The sequence below is a fragment of the Bacillus altaicus genome (assembly GCF_042136375.2).
In the GTDB taxonomy this organism is placed as follows: Bacteria; Bacillota; Bacilli; order Bacillales; family Bacillaceae_G; genus Bacillus_A; species Bacillus_A cereus_U.
This window is the reverse complement of record NZ_CM143394.1, coordinates 84,945-105,620: the sequence shown is the minus strand read 5'-3', so window position 1 is coordinate 105,620 and position 20,676 is coordinate 84,945. Positions and strand designations below refer to the sequence as shown.

Below are 20,676 nucleotides of genomic sequence, written 5' to 3'. Positions count from 1 at the left end.
GGAGAAATATTCTTTTCTTTGTTACAATGAAGGGAGAAAGTGAGGAATCGTCTATGGATCATCATTCCTACACAACGGAAGAAGTAGCAAAGCGATTAAAAGTATCAAAATTAACTGTATACGACCTAATAAAAAAAGGAGAACTTCCTTCTTATAGGGTTGGTAGACAAATGCGCATTGATGCAGCAGATTTAGAACAATATATAAAGCAAATGAAAACAGGTAAGGTGCAATTTACTTCTGTAAAGAAGGACGAAATTAGTAGTTCGAATACACGCATCATTAGTGGTCAAGAACTAACGTTAGATATGTTGGCAAAACACATAGAAAATCGTCTGCCAAATTCTAATATATTAAGAGCATATCAAGGTAGTTTAACGAGTTTAGTGAAGATGTACCAAGGAGAAGGAAGCGTCGTTAGTTTGCATTTATTTGATGGCGAAACAGGTACATATAATGTTCCTTACGTAAAACGTATTTTAGTTGGACAACCATATATTATGATTAATTTATTAGCGAGAAATGTTGGGTTTTATGTGCAAAAAGGGAATCCACAAAATATAAAAACATGGGCCGATTTAGCTCAGTCATCTATACGATTTGTAAATCGAGAAAAAGGTTCTGGTATTAGGGTGTTAGTGGATGAGCAATTGCGAATTCAAAAATTAAGTAAAGAAGATATTAGCGGGTATGAATGGGAAGAATCGAATCACCTTGGTGTTGCCTCGCAAGTCGCGAATGGAAAAGCTGATGTTGGGGTAGGATCAGAAAAGTTTTCCCAAATTGTAAATGTAGACTTTATTTCAATAATGAAAGAACAGTATGATTTAGTACTTCTGAAGAATAAAGAAAATGAGGAACTTATTGAGGTTATAAAAGGAATTTTGCAATCTGAAGAGTTTCACAATGAATTAAAAGCAATTGGTGGATATGATATAAGTAAAACAGGCCAAATTATATATGAAACAAACTAAAAAGCTGCTTGTCTATAAGACGAGCAGCCTTTTCTATATAAAGGGGGTTTGGGAAACAAATTGTTAAACGAGACTTTGAGCAAGTGTGTAAATGAAAGCTGTAAGAAGAGTTGCTCCACTTACAAGTCCGATAAAGTGAAACTTTAATCAGTGAGGGGGTTTATCCCCCGCTGATTATTAGTTGAACGAATCGGGCTTTTACGGGCAGTTGATCCCAAACCTAACTTCTTTGATTTCGCTGAATTTTGAGGTAGGAGTCTTACTGCCCGTTAATGCGGGATAAAGTCTGATTTGTTAAATGTAATATTGTTCATAATAATCTCTCCTTATTTGTTTAATGTAGTTGCAACTGCTTTTGCGTCGATAAGTGCGGATAGCACCATGCCCATTGTATTGAAAAATTTGTTTGCTTTCATTTTGTTCATCATGCGTATCCGCTCCTTTTCGAATTGTTGTTACCCTGCTTTCTGTCTTAATTAGATGAAATATGGCCGCCTGCAACTATCGAATTAGCTTACGAAAGACTTACACTTTTGTAAGAAAAAAAGACATTCGTGTAAGAATGTCCTTCACAGCATATTGATATGATGGTGCTCTTTAATTGTTTTTAAAAAGCTGCGCATCGAATTGGTCATGTAACTATCTTTACGGCGTATGAAAACAGTTGAAATACTACCGTATTTCTCGGGAATCGGATGACAGTGTACTTTACCTGCTGTAGAAAGGTGCTGCACCGCAGACTGGGGGACGAGTGTAATCCCAAGACCGAGCGCTACGCTATTTAATATAGTTTCTAATATGTTAAATTCCATAATTCTTTTTGGTAGCAAACCTTCATCTTTAAGCCATCGTTCAAGCTTGGAACGGTATCCACATCCTTGATTAAAAACGAGTAGGGGCGTCGTAGTAAATTCTTCTATATGAAAAGCTTTATTTTGTGTAACAAGCATTAATTTCTCAGTACTAACATCGTATTGTTCAATTAGTGGATGTTTAATAGGACCTGATATAAAGGCACCATCTAATTGGTGATCGAGTACTTCTCTAATAAGTTCTTCTGTTAGACCAGCTTGTAATGATAAATCGACATTTGGATAGCTTTTATAATAAGAAGACAAAATGGTAGGTAATGTACTGACTGTTTCGACTGTACCAATTTTTAATATACCAGATGGTGTTTCACTATCTAAAAACACTTGTTTTAGCTCTTCAACATCTTGCAAAATTTTATGAACATAAACGAGCATTTTTCTTCCTTCAGCTGTTAAAGCCATGCCTCGTTTATGACGGTAAAAGAGTGGTGTTTTTAGCTCGTTTTCTAACAGTTTAATACGTGCGGTTACATTTGATTGTACGTAATTTAATTCTTTTGCTGCGCCGCTTACACTACCGCGGTTGGCAACACTTTGGAAGATTTGTAAGTCTCTTAATTCCATTTTATGCTCCCCCTTGATGTTAACTATCATTATAAATGATAGTTAACATCATTTTGAATCATTTTACGTGATATATTTTTTCTTTTACAATTCTCCTTGTGCAAATAGAAAGAAGCGAGGGATTGTGGTGAGAAAAGGTCAAATGATAATAGGTGCTTTAGCGTGTTTAATTGCAAGTATGTCATGGGGAGCGATGTTTCCGGTTGCTGATCATGCGCTAGAATACATAGATCCGTTTTATTTTTCGTTTATTCGTTATGGGGCGGTAGCAATTGTACTGATTGTATTATTGCTAATGAAAGAAGGAAAGAAAGCATTTCGCTTAGAAGGAAGAGGAAAGTTACTCATCTTTTTTGGAACAATGGCGTTTACCGTATACAATGTATTAATTTTTCTAGGACAAATGTTAATGGGAAAATCAGGTGTAATGGTAGCTTCTATTATGGAGGCGCTTATGCCGATGATTTCAATTTGTATTTTATGGGGATATAAAAATATAAAGCCGAAGAAGTATATGATAACGAGCATGATTATCGCGTTTGTAGGGGCTGTATTTGTTATTACGAAAGGTGATATGAGTTTCTTTTTAACATTGAAAGATAATATGTTTTCACTAGCATTTATATTTGTTGGTGTTGTAGGCTGGGTTATTTATACGATGGGTGGTCAAACGTGTAGCGATTGGTCAACATTACGTTATTCAACATTAACTTGTGTATTTGGGACAGCAGTTACAGGAATTATAACTATGATCATTACCTCACTTGGATATGTATCAGTTCCAAGTATGGGAACGATTTCTGTTGTGAAGTATGATTTGTTATTTATGATGACATTACCAGGTATCGTAGCACTACTTGCTTGGAACTACGGTGTGAAAATTTTATCATCAATTAATGGTATTTTATTTATTAACTTTGTGCCAATTACTACGTTAGTTATTATGATGATGCAAGGATATAAAATAACGACATTTGATGTATTAGGAACATTATTTGTTATTGCAGCGCTTATTCGTAATAATGTTTGTCAGAGAAAAGAAGAAAATATAAATAAACAAGTTTTACAAGAAGAGCAATTGCGTCAAGCTGTTTAATAGGCAACTGGAGGATTTTTACATGTTAGAAAGTTTATTGTTTTTCTTTGCTGCTGGAGTTGCCTGCGAGCTTGCAGCAATTAATCGAAATGGTCGTAAGAATATAAAACAACAAGCTGAACTGATACAGCTTTTAAAAGAATTGAAGGAAAGAAAAAATTAAAAAGACGACCGGCATAGACGGTCGTCTTTTTCTATATAAAGTGAAACTTTAATCAGTGGGGATTTTGTTCATTCCCCACTGATTATTAGCCATCACCAATCGGGCGTTTACGGGCAGTGGATCTCTCACCTAACTTCTTTGCTACAGCCGAATTTTGAGGTGGGAGTCTTACTGCCCGCAAATAGCGGGATGAAGGGGAAAGGGGACACAAAGTTATATAAGCGTAGCAGCGTAGATGAAAGCAGTAAGAAGAACCGCGCCGCTAGCTAGGCCTAAAAAATCTAATTTGTTAAAAGTTATGTTATTCATTATAAATTCTCCTTACTTGTTTAATGTAGAAGCAACAGCTTTTGCATCGATAAGAGCGGAAAATACCATGCCCATTGTATTTAAGAAATTGTTTGTTTTCATTTTGTTCATCATATAAATCCGCTCCTTTTCAAATGGTTGTTGTTACTTTCTAACTTGATTGTATAAGATATTGGGGGGAGTCACTATCGAATTAGCTTACAAGAAAATTACACTTTTGTAAGAATTGAAATTTAACAATAAATACTTATTTTTATTACCAACTCCTAAAACTTAGTGTTATAATTGTTGTGAGAATATGATTCCAATTCGGATGTTTAGAAAGGAACGAAATGAATGTATAAACCAATTACATTTTCGTTGAAATATATATTTAAAATGGCTGGGAAGGTAGAAGTACAAGGGAGAGAGAAATTACCGGAAGATGGCCCTTACGTTGTTGCGTGTACCCATACAAGTTTTATGGACGTTTTAATGTTAGCAGCAGGAATGTACCCAACCCAAATTCATTACATGGCAAAAAAAGAATTGTTTGAAGGGAAATTCAAAAATTGGTTTTTTAAAAATGTAAATGCATTCCCTGTAGACCGTGCGAATCCAGGGCCAAGCACATTGAAAATTCCATCGCGTTTATTAAAAGAGGGAAAAGTGGTAGGGATTTTCCCGAGTGGAACGAGATCATCAGAAGACGTTTCATTAAAAGCTGGGGCTGTTACGATTGCAATGCGTTCTAACGTTCCGTTAATACCGGCAGCTTATGTTGGTCCATCAAGTGTAAAAGAATTGATAAAAGGAAAAAAAGCGCGATTAGTTTTTGGAGACCCAATTCAAATCGATGCTGAAGAACAAATAGATCGAAAAACGGCTATGAAAATGATGACAGATGAATTAAATGCAAAGTTTGAAGAACTAAAGGAAGTTTTGCAGCCGAATCAAAGCTAAAAAAGACGACCGGGTATAGACGGTCGTCTTTTTTATTATTATTTATATAAAGGGGAAAGGGGACACAAAGTTATAGTGTAGCAGCGTAAATGAAAGCAGTAAGAAGAACCGTGCCGCTAGCTAGTCCTAAAAAATCTAATTTATTAAAAGTGATGTTGTTCATAATGCATTCTCCTTACTTGTTTAATGTAGAAGCAACAGCTTTTGCATCGATAAGAGCGGAAAATACCAAGCTCATTGTATTTAAGAAATTGTTCGTTTTCATTTTGTTCATCATATAGATCCGCTCCTTTTCAAATGGTTGTTGCCCTGTTTCTGACTTAATTATATGAAATGTTGCGGAGAGTCACTATCGAATTAGCTTACAGGAAAATTACACTTTTGTAAGAAAAACGAATGAAAGTGTCATGATGAGAAGATTTGACATATGTTCATGTGATTCATTAAGTTAAAAGTAGAGGTGAGTGTATGGCTAATATTAAAGATATTGCAAAGATGGCTGGGGTTTCAGTTACGACTGTTTCGAGGGTATTAAATGATCATCCATATGTAAGTGAAGAAAAAAGGAAAGTTGTTTTAGAAATAGTTGAGAAATTGAATTACTCGCAAAATGCAAATGCTGTTCATTTATCAAAAGGGAAGACGAATATTGTTGGCGTGATTTTACCTTATATTAATCATCCGTCTTTTGATGCGATGGTGGGTGGAATGATGGAAGTTGCGTTAGCTCACAACTATCGAGTGCTTCTTTGTCAAACGAACTACAATAAAAAAGAAGAAATGAAAAGTTTACATATGTTGAAAACAAAGCAACTAGACGGTCTTATCATTTGTTCTCGTGCTAATGAGTGGGAAACTATAGAGCCTTATGCAGCGTATGGGGCGGTTATTGCTTGTGAGGATAATGATATTGAAAGCATATCGAGTGTATATACAGATCATTTTAATGCCTTTCAATTAGGGATGAGTTACCTTATTGGAAAAGGTTATAAGAAGATTGGATATTGTACGGGAAGAAAGTTAGGGCCAAGTAGTAAGAAACGTTTTGATGCTTATAAACAACAGCTACAATTAATAGATGAAGAAGTGATGGAAGATCGGATTTTCACAGAATGCTTTACATTAGAAGATGGTGTAAGAGTTGCACATCAATTCAAGGAGATGGAGAATCCTCCTGAAGCATTAATAGTGGCAGGAGATGAAGTTGCTATTGGGATTATGACAGAAGTTGAAAAATTAGGTATTGAAGTTCCTGAGGATTTAGCGATTATTGGTTTTGATAATCAACCGATTTCTCAAGTTTTACAACTGACAACCATTGACCAAAATTTAAAGGGAATAGGTAAGACGGCTTTTGAAATGTTTTATAGGCAAGTAAGTGATGAGAGTTCTAAACAAGAAAAGGTGGAAATTCCGTATAAACTTGTGGAACGCTCTACGGTTTAGTATTTATCCGTTATGTGTATAATCACATAACGGATTATTTTTTGAAATGTCTTTGACAGGAAACGCGTTTCATACTTTATAAAAGAGTTACACCGGTCTGTAATAATCCATGGATTCTTTTCAAGTGTTAAAACAATGAATAGAATTTGGAGGGATATGCATGAATGAACTTTTATTAAGTATGAAAAAATATGTAGAGGATGACGAAAAGATTTTAGCGTTTGTCGTAGGGATATTTGAAAAGGATGACTTTACTTTATGTTATCAACATGGGATTTTTGTTGCCACTACTAGACGTCTTCTATTTTACGGGAAATTTCCGTGCTATCCTGCGATATTTGAAGAGTATTCGTATTTGCATATAGATGACATAGATTTCCGTCCATATTTCGAATGTACTTGTAATCGTGAAACCATTAGAGCTAAGTATATTCAGAGTGGGAATGTGGAGCGCTTTGTCCGTACAGTTAGAGCGAATATGAATAATTAATCACCCCTTTGTTTAAACATAATATCTTGGTCTTTGTGAGGGAAAATGCGGAATAAAAACAACTTCTAAACCTCTAGGAGATAGTGATACAATGTCAAATGGGGGGAGGGATGAACTATGGTTAATCAACGTATAAAGGAAATCGCATTAATTACAATCGGTTCATTACTATTTGCAATTGGTATTAATTACTTCGCAATTCCAAACCGTTTATCAGAGGGTGGAATCATTGGTTTAACGGTTGTTACTTATTATTTATTTGATTGGTCACCAGGAATTGTGAATTTTGGTTTAAATGCAATTTTATTAGCTGTAGGTTATAAATTTTTTGATAAGAAAACGATGGTTTACACAATTATAGGTATTGTGGAAACATCTTTGTTTTTATACGTTACAGAGCACATTCAGTATCAAGTAAATAGTGATACATTATTAGCGGCTTTATTCGCTGGTGTATTTGTAGGTGTCGGATTAGGATGTATGTTCAAAGCTGGAGGTACATCAGGAGGATCGGCAATTTTAGCGCAGTTAGCAAATCAATATTTAGGTTGGAGCGTCGGAAAAGGCGTACTTATTATTGATATCATTGTAATTGCTGGTTCTGTATTTATAATAGGACAAGAAAAGGCGATGTATACACTTGTAGCTGTATTTGTCGGAGCGAAAGTGATTGATTTCATCGTGGAAGGTATGGATACAAAAACAGCTGTTACGATTATTTCGAATCAACCAGACTTAATTCGAGAGACTATTACGAAAAACATGACACGCGGTGTCACTGTATTAGAAGGACGCGGCGGATATACTGGTAAAAATAAAGAAGTATTATATGTCGTTATTAATAAACAAGAGCTTGTTAAGTTAAAGCAAGTTATTAGTAGAGTTGATGAAGATGCCTTCGTTGTCATTCACGATGTGCGTGATGTACTTGGTGGTGGCTTTAAAGCGAGCTAAAAGATGAACGAGAAAATTCGTTCATCTTTTTTTTATCCCGCATTAACGGGCAGTAAGACTCCCACCTCATAATTCGACACATGCGAGGAAGTTAGGTGGGAGATTAACTGCCCGTAAAAGCCCGATTGGTGAAGGCTAATAATCAGAGGGGGATGGATAAAACCCCCTCTGATTAAAGTTTCACTTTATTCTTACAAAAATGTAAGGGTAATGTAATGGGATTGAATGGTAGATTAAATTCCTGCTCTTTAGAATGGATGTATAAGTATCCTGTAGAGGAGGAAAATCAGTATTATGAAGAAAAAAATGATTACTACTGTGATAGCTATGGTGACGATAGTAGTAGTATTGCTACCTACAAAACTTGGACCGGTTATCGATAAATATAATCCGCTTTATACGACGAAAGAATACTATACAATTGTGGATACGATTGGTCAACATGTCGGTGATGAATGGTATGAATATGAATTTATTGCATTTGATGAACGTGGAAAAGAACAAAAAATAAAGAAGACTGTTAAACATATGTTAAAGAGAGATGAAGCATTAAAAGTGTACGCAAAAGGACGCTACGGCGAGGCGATTGAAGAAATTGAAGCTGTAAATATTCCTATTAATGCGAAGAGTAAACTTTTAACGATGAGATAGCGAATTATACCCCCGCCTATTTTTTGTCGAAAATAAAAATACTAGGTAGGGGTATTTTGAAGTGCATGAAAAAGCCGTAGTCCATATGGACTAAGGCTTTTTTTATTATATAAAGGGGAAGGGGGTACATTGTAGTAGCATGAGTGAAAGGTATAAGAAGAGTAGCTACTAGCAATGTAATTTGGTTATGTGAGTGTTCTTCTTATTTGGCTTACTTTCTAACTTTATTGTACGAGATGTAGGTAAAGGAAACTATCGAATTACATTACACATAGCTTACAAACATGTAAGTATCCTGTAATGTAATTCGATAGTTAGAAGATAGTGAATATAATATATTATAACTAGAAAGTCTTACTGTATTACTTTCTGATTCGTAATGTTAATGAAGAACGAAAAACCAACTAACTTTGAATAGCCCTCATCTTAGCTTAAGATGAGGGCTTTTTTAAACCTTACAATATTGTAAGGTTTACGTAAGTTAATTCGATAGTAATTTTGTCATATTTTTTGCATAATAGATACAAATAGATAAAAAATAATTAGGGATATATTAAGAAGGGAGAAAACTGGGATGCGTAAAGAAGAAGTAGTGAAGTTTCCAATTAAAGATTTCTGTAGCTACTTTACTGTTGCCATAGTATGTATTGGATTATTTGATATAATAACAAATTTAATTGTTAACTAATATAGATGATAAAACAAGAAGGGAGACCCTTTCTTGTTTTTTTTATGGGGGCATAAAGATGAAATGGATTGATAGCCATATACATGTTGATCAATATGAGGATGAAGAGAAAAGTAGATTACTTACAGATGTGGAAAATAGTAAAGAGATACAAGGGCTTATTGCAGTATCTATGAATTATCAATCATGCCTAGAAACTCTATCTTTAGCAAAGCGATATCCTTTTATACATCCAGCAATAGGTTTTCATCCGGAGCAACCGACTCATAAAGAGGAATGTGAGCAAATTTATAAATTAATTGAAGATCATGTAGAGGAAATTGTTGCGATTGGTGAAGTGGGACTCCCATATTATTTAAGGAAAGAAGATGAAAATATTGCTGTCGATCCATACATAGCGGTGTTAAAAGAGTTTGTTGAACTAGCTAGTAAATACGATTTACCAATTATACTGCATGCGGTTTATGAAGATGCTGACACTGTATATGATTTACTTGAAGAATATAAAGTTTCACGTGCACACTTTCACTGGTTTAAAGGAAGTGAAGCGACAATGAAACGGATGATGAGGAACGGTTATTATATTTCTATCACACCGGATGTTTTACATAAGGAGAAAATTAGAAAAATTGTTTCGTATTATCCTTTAAAATATATGATGGTAGAAACAGATGGGCCATGGGAATTTCAAGATGGTGTTATGACGCACCCTAAAATGATTAAAGATGTATTACAAGAAATTAGTGTAATAAAAAGAATGTCTGTAGAGAAAGTTGCAGAGCAAATATATGAGAATACGGTGCGATTTTATCAGGTTATTGAGTGATAGCAAAAAACACCAAGCATCTCGCTTGGTGTTTTTATTATGACTCTAATTTTTTCGCGCGTCTTAATAATAAAAGAAAGACAATTATAATGAACCCAATTATAAGGAAGAACCCATGTTGTTTTATATAATCAATTATGTCCTTCGCACTTGTTGGCTGTTCAGCATGAATGCCGTCTTTATTAGTAGTAATATGAATATCTTTCATTTTTACTTCATTCGTTTCTTTTTGTAAATCAATCCACTCTATGTTTGGAATACCTTCTAGTTCTTTTAATACTTCTTTTAATGGTTTAACGCCCAAGTAAGGATGATAAAATGCACCGATAATTCCATCGGATAATTTTTCGACAGATAAAGCACGTTCTTTCATTTTTGCTATAGCTTGTGGCTTATCTTCTTCAATAAAGCCAACAGTTTCAGGAATTAATTTCATCCCATGTAAAAATGACGGTGTACTTATATAAGCCGGTGAGTGCATTGATTTCCAAGTTGTATCGTTTAGTTGTATTTGTCCTACATAAGTTGAAAAATATTGTGATAGTATTTCATATCCTTTTTGAGACATTGTATAGTGCGGAGCTTCAAAGGCAACTGGATATAATTTAGCTTCTACAAGCTCTGTAATCCTTTTTTCAATATGATCTTTAATATATTTTTCTTCGAAGGCTTTTCCGTTTTCTACGTATTTATTATAGTCTTCTGTAGACTGAAAATCTTCTTTTGTCTTTGGTTTTTCATGGTTCGGTTGGCGAATTGGTTGATCTGTTTTTACATCCCAAAATTCAAAACCTTCGCCAGTTTCACTATCATAAAACTGGTGTGTGTAACCATGCATAACGATAGAGCCACCATTATCTTGCATAAAGCGTAAAACATCGATTAATTCAGAGTTATCCTTTAAAGGTACTGTTTTTCCTGTGTCTGGATCTTTGTAAACAGGGATAACGGTAATCATATAAGGAAGTTTTTTCTCTTTTAGTAATTCAGCAATTTCTTTTAATTGCTTTACATCTACAGCTGGATGAACGTCTTCAAGACGTAAATAAGCTGAAGTTTTATTTGTCATAGGCTTTTGTTCGAAGTAAGAAAATAACATTTCACCCACGTAATGAGACATCCAATCAAAAAGGTTTGGAGTTGCAACATAATACGATGTTCCTTGCTGAATGATTAACGGATGAGTTCCATCAGCACTCAAGGCGTAAGCAAGAGTTGTTCCTTTTGTTTCAACTTTCTTCATCAAGCGTTCTTCATGTAATTCATTTTTTAATTGGTTAGTCGGATATTCTATAGTGTGAATTCGTATATCGGTTTCTTTCGAGGTAATGAAAGAAAAACGATTAGATAATTGTTCAACATTTTGTCCTAAAACTAATACTGGACCTGAGAAGTTTTCTAGAAATTGTTTTACTTCAGTAGAAAGATCTTCTTTTTTCTCTCCGATATAAACAATATGTGTATAAGAAGATGAGTTAGTGGTTTCATTTACCTCTTTTAAACTTTTTACTGTTATATCATTTGTGAAATGTCCTAACTGAGTATTAAGGATTTGTACATTGTTTGTAATTTTATTGTCTGCTGTACTATACAAAATAAGTACTTTTGGCTTGGATGATGATTGTGCAGAGATATGTATAGGAATGAGTAGTAAAATGCTAAAAAGTAGTAGGAATTTTTTCATTTATATATGCTCCTAGTCTATATAGAATTCAATTTACAATTATATACAATAAATGAGTTGTAGTCCATGTAAGTTACATTTTTGTACGTATTTACCAACTGTTTTTTCGCAAAATCGGTCTAAAGCATGATGATAATATGTATAGTTATTTGCTATGATTGAAGGGTAAGAGAATGATAGAGTGTAGGGAATTGTAAAGGGAAGGCTGAAAGGGGACAAATTTCAGCGGAGAAAGAGGTAGAGGTAGTGAAGAAATTCTTTGTAGGATTTTTAGTTGTTCTTGGAGTGTATTTATATTTCCAAGGAAAGTCTGAAGGAATGGGTAAGCTAATGAATGAAACAAGTTATGTTGATTCAGAAGAAGTAAAACAGATGAAACAAATCATTATAGAGGAAGCAAAGAAAGTAAACCTTCCAGAATGGATACCTCTTACAATTGCCGAACATGAAAGTAGGTTAAATCCAAGAAGTGTTGGAGATAACGGAACTTCATTCGGATTGTTTCAATTGCACCGCGGTGGTGGGCTTGCGCCAGATCATTTAACTGATGAAGAGCTGAAAGATCCACGTATAAATGCACAAATTGCAATGCCGTATTTAATGAAAGGTTATAAGCGCGGGGTGCAAAAAGGTTTGACTGATTTTGCATTACTGAAATATATAGCGAATACATCTGGATGGCCAGGGAATTTAGGACCAGAGTGGACGGATAACAATATGAAGTATAACATCGGATTAGAGGATGTATACTATCGAAATAAAGGTGTAATAAAAGAGTAGGTTTTCTATACCTACTCTGTTTTTTTATGAATAATTTCATCCTTTTCTTTCGTGAAATACTGCGCTAGTTGTATTTTCACATCTTCTAGTTTTGTAGAAACTTGCGGTATTTTATATCCTACATACAACGGTGAAACGACAAACCTAGGAACAACTTTACAAATGATTTTCCTGTTTAAGTGATAGAAGAATAAGTTATAACTACTACATCCTTTATGGAAATCTGTCAGTATGTAACGTACAGTTTGCTGAATATAATTTGCCATTTCATCTATAAATGCAATATCTTCAATGATGATATTAAATTCAGTAAAGCCGATAATAGGACGCTCTGAAATGTTGAGTTCAATACGTTCATTTTTTTGGACAATTACCCCTTGGAAATTTGCTTCATCAATATTTTCAAGATAGTCTACATGTTTCATTCCGATAATTTGCATGTGTGCATGGTGCAAACTTCCACCTGAAAATGGACCATGATTTTTGTATAAAATCACAGAAGTGAATTCTTCATTTTCCTGTAAGTTTAACCAATGGTGAATAGAGAAGCGAATTAGTTTTCTCATATGGTCTTCTGTATATGTTGCAATATGTTCTTCACAATTATCTGTTTCGATTAGCACGGTTTGAAAGGTATCCTTTAATGTAGGAAATTTATTCTTTAACCAAATAATAGAGCCCTCAGTTGCTAAAATATCCGTTAAATTTTCTCTGTCACAAAAAGGACATGTAGTACTTCTGTTCCGAATACTTTCTGGTTTTTGTTTACCGATATCGTTTGAAAAATATAGTTGTTGTGTATCCATTTGTATATATGCCCCTTTAAAATATATGTAAAAATCCCGCTTAATACATTCGGGAAAGGGGGAAGGAAATCCTTTAAAGGTAATAGGGAAAAATAAAAGACAAGATATCCTCATTGCAATAGGGTACCTTGTCTTTTATTTTTTCTTTAATAGTGTGTATGGATAATATAGAGCATTTTCATTTTCATTTTGTTTCTTTTTTCTATTTTTTATTGTGTATAAGGCAATTGCTGTACTTGCGATTACAATAATGGCTTTCTTCATATTCATATACCCCTTTTTATTGTTGGTTTAATTCTTGGCTAACTGCTTTTGCATCGATTAAAGCGTGTAAAACCATTTTTACCATGTTCATCATATTCCTTCACTCCTTTTTATAATTCGTTTAGTTCTTTTACAACTGCTTGTCCGTTCACTAATACCTCGAAGATTGCTTTTATGATTTCTTTCATCATGATTGTTTCCTCCTTGTTTTTGTCTCTCTTGTTTATATCTTTATTGTATAGGGAGGCATCTTTTCGTACTATCGCTTTCCATTACGTGAACATAACAGTTTTGTAAGATTTGATGTCACTTATTGAAATGTTTAGTCTATCTTCATTATTTTCAGAAAAATGACTATTCAAACATGAAATGGGAAAGTATAATAAAGAAGTAAGTATTAAATTCCGTACGAAAGGGGTGAATGAGATGAAACGTTCTTTAGCTGCGCGTGCCAAATTTTTAGATTATATCTATTTTTGTCGTGCGATTTTTCATGATGTAGTTGTTAACGGGATACGTATGCCCTTTTTTAACAATTGCATAGTAGCTATTGAACGATAGAAGTCTCTTCACCCATTTTTGATAAACGTGTGAAAAGGGAGCTATTTGGCTTCCTTTTTCTATGCCAAAAACCATGGGGAATGTTTCTTTCCCATGGTTTTTTATATTGAAAGGAGTACGGAAAATGACAATTTGTAGTGTAAATAATGTAAAGAAATCTTTTGGTGGAAACATCATATTTGAAAATATATCGCTTGAAATAAAGAATGGAGAACGTATTGGATTAGTTGGTCGTAACGGTAGTGGGAAGACAACTATCTTTCAGCTTCTAACAGGAATGGAGAGTTTGGATGCAGGAGCCATTCATATGAAGAAAGGTACATGCATCGGTCATGTAGCACAAATTCCAAAATTCAATAATGAAATGAATGTATATGATGTATTAAGCTCCGCTTTTAAAAAGGAAAAAGAGTTGGAGATAGAAATGCATGCTTTAGAAAAAAATATGGCGGAAGAACAAGAATCATCTGCTTTACAAAAATTTATGGAGAGATACGGAGTAATTCAAGAAAGGTACGCGTTTCTCGGTGGTTATGAAATAGAAGCGAATATTATGAAGGTAGCAAATGGTCTACAGGTGACGGAACTATTTCCCCGATCATTTATGGAGTTAAGTGGTGGAGAACAAACAAAAGTAAGCCTTGCGTATATGCTATTGCAGAAACCAGATTTACTTTTATTAGATGAACCAACAAATCATCTGGACTTATTTGCAGTCGAGTGGTTAGAGCAATTTCTAAAAGAGTATACAGGAACAGTTATGGTCATTTCACATGATCGCTATTTCCTTGATGAAGTTGTAACGAAAATTTTTGATTTAGAAGATGGAGAAATTCACGTATATCATACGAACTATTCACAGTTTGTTGAGGAAAAGGAAGAAAGATTGCTTCAAGAATTTCAAGCGTATCAAGAACAGCAAAAGAAAATAAAGAAAATGAAAGAAGCAATTAAGCGCCTACGTGAATGGGCAAATCAAGCGAATCCGCCGAATGAAGGATTGCATAAGAGAGCGAGAAATATGGAACGTGCATTAGAGCGCATAGAGAAACTAAAGAGACCCATTTTGGATAGAAAACAGATGGGACTTCAGTTTGATGGGCAAGAGAGAAGCGGGAAAGATGTTGTTGTAATGAAAGAAGTGAGTAAAGGATTTGCTGACAGATCTTTATTCGAGAAAGTAAATTTGCATATTCGTTTTCAGGAGCGCGCAGCTATCGTTGGACGTAACGGTACAGGAAAGACTACGTTATTAAAATTACTACTAGAAGAAATGAAGCAAGATACTGGTGAAATTCGGATTGGTAGTAGTGTGAAAATCGGTTATTTATCGCAACATGCGTACGGGAATATGAAGAACAATGTATTGGAAGCTTTTAGAGAGTGTGTAGCTGTAGCAGAGGGAGAAGCAAGACATATATTAGCTCGGTTTTTATTTTATGGTCCAGCTGTTTTTAAGAAAGTAACGCAACTTAGCGGTGGAGAAAAAATGAGGTTAAGACTCGCGCAACTTATGTATCAAGATGTTAACTTTCTCATTTTAGATGAACCGACGAATCATCTTGATATTGAATCAAGGGAAGTTTTAGAGGAAGCCCTTGAACAATATAACGGGACAATTTTAGCTGTTTCACATGATCGTTATTTCTTAAATAAATTGTTTGAAAAGACATATTGGATTGATGAGCACAAATTATTTGAGTTTGCAGGGAACTATGCATGGGCTCGTCAAAAGTGGGAAGAAAGAATTGAGAAACAAGTAGCAAAACAGAAGCAGCAACAGCAACAGCAACAGCAAGGGAATAGAGCGTTAGAAGTAATGCCTATAAAAAAGAAGAAGGCTAGGAATTTAGAGGAAGTTGAAAGCGAGTTAATGCATATAGAAGAAGATATATATGCACTTGAATGTAAAATGGAACATGTAGTTGATGTTGAAATGCTTGAACAATTGTATGAAGAAAAAACGAAAAAAGAGTTTTTACGAGCGGAGTTATATAATGAGTTAGAGAATATTGTCGAGTAAAGAGTAGAAAGCTAATTCCTTTCAGTTTTGCTGAAGGGATTAGCTTTCTTTTTTTATAATAATATTTTACGTAAGGGATAAAGTGAAACTTTAATCAGTGGGGGGTGTTCATCCCCCACTGATTATTAGTTGAACCAATCGGGCGTTTACTGCCCGTTAATGCGGGATAAGTAAAAAATGTGTTTCACGTGAAACAGTAATTTTGATAAATCTTTGTTACGCAATTTTCATAGGTTGAGAAACATATGAAATGGTAAGAAGGAAAATAAACGTTATTAGAAGTTTTTTTGATTAGAGTAATTACAAAAGTATTGGCTAATTATTTCCCAAGACATAAGTGTGTGTAATAGAGACTCGGGGATTGAAGATAAAAAAGAAAGCAGAGTTTACAGCTTTACGCGCTGAACTCTGCTTTCTTTTTGTGTATCTTCTTCCCTCATTGAGATTGTAATTGCAATTCCGAGCATAACGAAAAAAGCTAAAAAGAGGACGAACTTTGGGAAGAAAGGGAATAGTAATAGTGCCCCGACTATCATAATTGTTAATAATATATAGTGCAGGACATATTGGAATAGGTTGTCCATGTTTTCGCCCCCTTTTTGGTAATTGATTATTAGTATTCTATGTTTTGTGCTGAAGGAATAGAAGTAGATTTTTAAGTTTTTTAATACGACATACAGGAGAAAGATTGACATGCTTGAAGGAAAGGAATAATCTTGAAATCAATTCATACTATTTTTATAGGTAAAATAAAGATAGTTACAGAAGGAGCGTTATGTTACCACTTAATTAAAAAATAGGAAAGTAAGGGTGAGAATTATGCGAAAGGTTTTTAAAGGGTTACTTGCTACGTTTCTTAGTACATCGGTTTTATTAGCAGGATGCGCTCAAGAAGAGACAAGTACAGATAAAGCAACGAAGATGCCAAAAGTGAAAGATGAATTTATTAAAGCGAGTGACAAAGCAAAAAGTCCAGCAAAGGCAAAGGAAAGAAAAGATACTTTTGTAATTGGAATGCCGAGCCCTGGCGGGATATTCCTTCCGCATTTCATGGAGAATGGATGGGATGGCAATATAACGCAAGCTATCTTTGCTCCTCTTGTTGGGCTGGATAAGGAAGGAAAACCAATCCCGATTCTAGCGAAGAAGTGGGATATTTCGGAGGATCAGCTTACATATACGTTCCATTTGAAAGATGATGTAAAGTTTAGTGATGGTTCGCCGTTAACAGCGGATGATGTAGCATTTACATTAACGTTACTACATGACCAGACATATAGCGGAGCAACTGATATAAGTCAAACAGCAATAAAGGGTGGGCAAGCATATAAAGAAGGAAAGGCTACATCTATCGAGGGGATTCAAGTCATCGATCCGAAAACAATTACGATTACAACTGAAAAGGTAAATGCCCAAACATTATCATTAATTGGTGGAGAAGTTATATCAAAAGCTTATTACGGTAAAGAATATAAGCAAGGAAATTTAGAGTATTTAAAAGAGTTATACGGAAAACCGATGGGAGCAGGAGCTTATAAACTAGATAAATATATTCCAGGTCAAGAAGTTCGTTTTGTAGCAAATGAAAATTATTTTGAAGGTAAACCGAAGATTGAGCACTTTATTTATAAAATTACAAAAGGTGATACGAATTTGCAACAATTTCAAGCGGGAGAAGTAGATTATGATGGCTTCACGACAAATGCGGAAACGATTGAGCAATTAAAAGAGCTAGGTTTCGCTAATATTAATGTGTATACAGGAAGTTCTTACGGCTATATTAAAATGAATTATAAGAAGCCATACTTTAAAGATAAACGTGTACGCCAAGCGTTTATTTACGGATTAGAGCGCCAAAAAGTAATTGATACGTATTTCCAAGGTTATGCTTCACTTGTTAATGTACCAATTACACCAGTTTCGTGGGCGTATACAGAAGAAGGAATCAATAAATACGAATATAATTTAGAAAAAGCGAAGAAATTGCTCGATGAAGCTGGCTGGAAAGCTGGGTCAGATGGTATTCGTGAAAAAGATGGCCAAAAATTGAAGGTAAGTTATTTTGCTTCTTCTGCAAGTAAAATCAATGATGTGATGATCCCCGTTATGAAAGAGGATTATAAAAAGATTGGGGTAGATTTCAACCCTGAATACATGGACTTTAATACGATGATTTCCAAGGTAATTAAAGGAGATTATGATTTAGCCATGGTCTCCACACCGATGATTGATGATCCGAGCGGAACAATTGAGGAGTTTGTTTCGACAAGTAAGCGTAATTATGATGGATATCATAATCCGAAAGTAGATGAATTAGCTAAGCAGGCATTAGAAACATTGGATATTGAAAAACGAAAAGAAATCTATAAAAAACTATATCAAGAGTTAAGTGAAGATCCACCTGTTATTTTCTTAAACAATAGTAAAGTCGTGTCTGCACATAATGCACGAATTCAAGGATTACAAGAAGATAATTATAATGGTATTTTGTTAAGTTTACCTAAATTGAATATTGCTCAATAATTTTTGGAGAATTCTCGAAATATTTATATAGAAATAATTGACAAAATATACTGAAAGATATAAGCTAATAACCATAAAGTCTACCGGAAAGGTCGGAATAAGATTGTTACCCCTCAAAAACAACTATTTTTTTATAACCAAAACCGACTTTTCCGATTGGCTATAAAATGTTGCTGTGGGAGGCATACATTAGGCAAGCAGTTCATAAGGTGTAATTATTAAAAAAAAGTTAGGGTGGGGACAATGAAGAAAAAGATAAAAAAATGGGCTGGTGTATTTTCGGTATTACTGAGTAGTTCGCTTGTGTTATCTGCTTGTGGGGGACAGGAGGATACGGCTTCTACAGAACCAGTAAAACAGCAAGATTTAAAAAATATAAAAGTTGAAAATATTGCTGCGACAGATAAGACGAAAGTACCAGATAAAGCGAAGAATAGAAAAGATACGTTAGTAGTTGGTATTAGTAAACCAGGTGGCGTATTTTTACCATATTTCCAACAAAATGGTTGGGATGGAAACGTCACTTCAGTTATTTTTGCATCTCTTGTATCTACAGATAAACAAGGAAAACCAACTCCAGAATTAGCTGAGAAGTGGGATATTTCCTCTGATCAGTTAACATATACATTCCATTTACGTAAAGATTTGAAATTTAGCGATGGTTCACCATTAACAGCAGATGATGTAGCGTTCACATTGACGCTTTTACATGATAAGGCATATGAGGGTGACAAAGACATTTCTCAATATGCTGTTAAAGGCGGTAAAGAATATAAAGAAGGAAAAGCAAATTCTATTGAAGGAATTCAAGTTGTTGATCCACAGACAATTAAAATTACAACTGAAAAAGTTAATTCACAGGCACTAACAGCCTTAGGTGGAGAGGTGTTATCAAAAGCTTATTATGGAAAAGATTATAAACAAAATGCAAGTTTAGATTACTTAAAAGCGTTATATGAAAAACCGATAGCTGCGGGTCCATATAAATTTGAAAAGTATATCCCAGGGCAAGAAGTGCGATTTGTAGCAAATGAAAATTATTATGCGGGTAAACCAAAAATTCCAAACTTCATTTATAAAATTACTTCTGGTGATACGAAGCTTCAATTATTCCAAACAGGTGAGGTTGACTACACTGGCCTAGGTACTGGTGACGAAGTTCTTGAACAGGCTAAGGCTTTAGAATTTGCAAATATCCAAATCGAAACAGCAGCGTCATTTAGTTATATTTATATGAATAATAATAAGCCGTACTTAAAGGATAAAAAGGTTCGTCAAGCACTTATTTACGGATTAGATCGTAAAAAATATGTTGATACAGCATTGAAAGGATACGGTACGGTAGCTAATGTACCAATTCATCCAACTTCTTGGGCTTATACGGAAGAAGGAGTTAATAAATATGAATACGACAAAGAAAAAGCGAAAAAATTATTAGATGAAGCAGGATGGAAAGTTGGTTCGGATGGAATTCGTGAAAAAGATGGTCAAAAATTAAAGCTTTCTTATTTCGGCCCAAGTTCGGCTAAAGATAGCGATTTATTAATTCCGATTGCAAAAGAGAATTATAAAGAAATAGGTGTAGAATTTAACCCTGAATTTATGGACTTTAATACTATGCTTTCGAAGGTAAACAAAGGTGATTATGATTTAGCTTCTGTTTCGACACCAATTACAAGTGATCCGAGTGAAACAGCTGGTGAATATTTGTCGGGTGTCAATGAGAAGAGTCTTGGTTATAAAAATGCAAAAGTAGATGAGTTAATTCAAAAAGGTATTGAAACGGTAGATATTGAAAAACGTAAACCAATCTATAAAGAACTGTATAAAGAATTAAGTGATGATCCACCAGTAATTCTATTAAACTATCGTAGAACAATTACTGGTTATAACGGGAATATAAAAGGAATTGACCCTGAAAAATACAATAGTATTAGTGCAAACTTACCAGCTCTATCTATCGAAAAATAACGAGAAGAATGTATAAGTAGAAGACATTTTTTCATTCGGCAAGTAGTGTGCCGCTTTGAAAAAATGTTCTTCTATTTTAAGCATAAGAT

21 protein-coding genes and 1 pseudogene are annotated in these 20,676 nt (G+C 34.4%); 14 read left to right on the top strand and 8 right to left on the bottom strand.

Features of this window, described 5'->3' with window-relative positions:
• Positions 1-26: 26 nt before the first annotated feature.
• Positions 27-974: a substrate-binding domain-containing protein gene (locus tag ACE38F_RS00535; RefSeq protein ID WP_375371304.1), complete on the top strand. Its 948-nt coding sequence runs from the start codon at positions 27-29 to the stop codon at positions 972-974.
• Positions 975-1,037: 63 nt separating this feature from the next.
• Here the strand turns inward: ACE38F_RS00535 and ACE38F_RS00530 are convergent.
• Together ACE38F_RS00530 and ACE38F_RS00525 are read right to left on the bottom strand one after the other, a co-directional pair.
• Positions 1,038-1,118: pseudogene (locus ACE38F_RS00530) on the bottom strand (DUF3948 family protein); the annotation flags it as partial.
• Between the two features lie 425 nt (positions 1,119-1,543).
• The gene (locus ACE38F_RS00525; protein ID WP_215555003.1) at positions 1,544-2,410 is read right to left on the bottom strand and encodes a LysR family transcriptional regulator; all 867 of its coding nucleotides are present in this window, start codon (positions 2,408-2,410) and stop codon (positions 1,544-1,546) included.
• A gap of 127 nt (positions 2,411-2,537) precedes the next feature.
• Here ACE38F_RS00525 and ACE38F_RS00520 point away from each other — a divergent pair, with 127 nt between their 5' ends.
• Positions 2,538-3,506: a DMT family transporter gene (locus tag ACE38F_RS00520; RefSeq protein WP_375371287.1), complete on the top strand. Its 969-nt coding sequence runs from the start codon at positions 2,538-2,540 to the stop codon at positions 3,504-3,506.
• A gap of 22 nt (positions 3,507-3,528) precedes the next feature.
• Positions 3,529-3,669, top strand: a complete 141-nt coding sequence (locus ACE38F_RS00515) for a YrzO family protein (RefSeq protein WP_002151322.1) — start codon at positions 3,529-3,531, stop codon at positions 3,667-3,669.
• Between the two features lie 213 nt (positions 3,670-3,882).
• Here the strand turns inward: ACE38F_RS00515 and ACE38F_RS00510 are convergent, their stop codons facing one another.
• Positions 3,883-3,978, bottom strand: coding sequence for a DUF3948 family protein (locus tag ACE38F_RS00510; protein ID WP_375371288.1), 96 nt, complete (start codon positions 3,976-3,978; stop codon positions 3,883-3,885).
• Positions 3,979-4,314: 336 nt separating this feature from the next.
• On the opposite strand from ACE38F_RS00510, the gene ACE38F_RS00505 reads away from it, so the two are divergent.
• Positions 4,315-4,920 carry a lysophospholipid acyltransferase family protein gene (locus ACE38F_RS00505; protein ID WP_375371289.1) on the top strand — a complete coding sequence of 202 codons (606 nt, stop codon included), beginning with the start codon at positions 4,315-4,317 and terminating at the stop codon, positions 4,918-4,920.
• Positions 4,921-4,990: 70 nt separating this feature from the next.
• Here the strand turns inward: ACE38F_RS00505 and ACE38F_RS00500 are convergent, their stop codons facing one another.
• Complete coding sequence (locus tag ACE38F_RS00500; RefSeq protein WP_012260201.1) at positions 4,991-5,083, bottom strand: DUF3948 family protein; 93 nt, start codon at positions 5,081-5,083, stop codon at positions 4,991-4,993.
• A gap of 305 nt (positions 5,084-5,388) precedes the next feature.
• On the opposite strand from ACE38F_RS00500, the gene ACE38F_RS00495 reads away from it, so the two are divergent.
• The 5 genes from ACE38F_RS00495 to ACE38F_RS00475 all read left to right on the top strand — a co-directional run bounded on the left by ACE38F_RS00495 (position 5,389) and on the right by ACE38F_RS00475 (position 9,975).
• Positions 5,389-6,366, top strand: a complete 978-nt coding sequence (locus ACE38F_RS00495; protein ID WP_375371290.1) for a LacI family DNA-binding transcriptional regulator — start codon at positions 5,389-5,391, stop codon at positions 6,364-6,366.
• A 160-nt stretch (positions 6,367-6,526) separates the two neighbouring features.
• Positions 6,527-6,856: a PH domain-containing protein gene (locus ACE38F_RS00490; protein WP_002139893.1), complete on the top strand. Its 330-nt coding sequence runs from the start codon at positions 6,527-6,529 to the stop codon at positions 6,854-6,856.
• A 117-nt stretch (positions 6,857-6,973) separates the two neighbouring features.
• Positions 6,974-7,810 carry a YitT family protein gene (locus ACE38F_RS00485; protein WP_002159558.1) on the top strand — a complete coding sequence of 279 codons (837 nt, stop codon included), beginning with the start codon at positions 6,974-6,976 and terminating at the stop codon, positions 7,808-7,810.
• A 294-nt stretch (positions 7,811-8,104) separates the two neighbouring features.
• Positions 8,105-8,461: a YxeA family protein gene (locus tag ACE38F_RS00480; RefSeq protein ID WP_375371291.1), complete on the top strand. Its 357-nt coding sequence runs from the start codon at positions 8,105-8,107 to the stop codon at positions 8,459-8,461.
• Between the two features lie 746 nt (positions 8,462-9,207).
• Complete coding sequence (locus tag ACE38F_RS00475) at positions 9,208-9,975, top strand: TatD family hydrolase (protein ID WP_375371292.1); 768 nt, start codon at positions 9,208-9,210, stop codon at positions 9,973-9,975.
• 37 nt (positions 9,976-10,012) lie between these two features.
• Here ACE38F_RS00475 and ACE38F_RS00470 read toward each other — a convergent pair whose 3' ends face one another.
• The gene (locus ACE38F_RS00470) at positions 10,013-11,659 is read right to left on the bottom strand and encodes a DUF2334 domain-containing protein (RefSeq protein ID WP_375371293.1); all 1,647 of its coding nucleotides are present in this window, start codon (positions 11,657-11,659) and stop codon (positions 10,013-10,015) included.
• Between the two features lie 246 nt (positions 11,660-11,905).
• Here ACE38F_RS00470 and ACE38F_RS00465 point away from each other — a divergent pair, with 246 nt between their 5' ends.
• Complete coding sequence (locus ACE38F_RS00465) at positions 11,906-12,439, top strand: transglycosylase SLT domain-containing protein (protein WP_375371294.1); 534 nt, start codon at positions 11,906-11,908, stop codon at positions 12,437-12,439.
• A gap of 11 nt (positions 12,440-12,450) precedes the next feature.
• On the opposite strand, the gene ACE38F_RS00460 is transcribed toward ACE38F_RS00465, so the two are convergent.
• Positions 12,451-13,245: a DUF4931 domain-containing protein gene (locus ACE38F_RS00460; RefSeq protein WP_435868538.1), complete on the bottom strand. Its 795-nt coding sequence runs from the start codon at positions 13,243-13,245 to the stop codon at positions 12,451-12,453.
• Positions 13,246-13,380: 135 nt separating this feature from the next.
• Positions 13,381-13,515: a spore coat protein B gene (locus ACE38F_RS00455; RefSeq protein ID WP_219300618.1), complete on the bottom strand. Its 135-nt coding sequence runs from the start codon at positions 13,513-13,515 to the stop codon at positions 13,381-13,383.
• Positions 13,516-13,935: 420 nt separating this feature from the next.
• Between ACE38F_RS00455 and ACE38F_RS00450 the strand changes: the two genes are divergently transcribed.
• Positions 13,936-14,070, top strand: a complete 135-nt coding sequence (locus ACE38F_RS00450) for an RAxF-45 family protein (RefSeq protein WP_079999070.1) — start codon at positions 13,936-13,938, stop codon at positions 14,068-14,070.
• A 124-nt stretch (positions 14,071-14,194) separates the two neighbouring features.
• Positions 14,195-16,093 carry a ribosomal protection-like ABC-F family protein gene (abc-f, locus tag ACE38F_RS00445; RefSeq protein ID WP_375371295.1) on the top strand — a complete coding sequence of 633 codons (1,899 nt, stop codon included), beginning with the start codon at positions 14,195-14,197 and terminating at the stop codon, positions 16,091-16,093.
• A 386-nt stretch (positions 16,094-16,479) separates the two neighbouring features.
• On the opposite strand, the gene ACE38F_RS00440 is transcribed toward abc-f, so the two are convergent.
• Positions 16,480-16,677 (bottom strand): hypothetical protein, encoded by a 198-nt coding sequence (locus tag ACE38F_RS00440; protein WP_215555015.1) that lies wholly within the window; start codon positions 16,675-16,677, stop codon positions 16,480-16,482.
• A 235-nt stretch (positions 16,678-16,912) separates the two neighbouring features.
• On the opposite strand from ACE38F_RS00440, the gene ACE38F_RS00435 reads away from it, so the two are divergent.
• Complete coding sequence (locus ACE38F_RS00435) at positions 16,913-18,616, top strand: ABC transporter substrate-binding protein (RefSeq protein ID WP_375371296.1); 1,704 nt, start codon at positions 16,913-16,915, stop codon at positions 18,614-18,616.
• Between the two features lie 243 nt (positions 18,617-18,859).
• Positions 18,860-20,587: an ABC transporter substrate-binding protein gene (locus ACE38F_RS00430; RefSeq protein WP_341307871.1), complete on the top strand. Its 1,728-nt coding sequence runs from the start codon at positions 18,860-18,862 to the stop codon at positions 20,585-20,587.
• Positions 20,588-20,676: the final 89 nt, after the last annotated feature.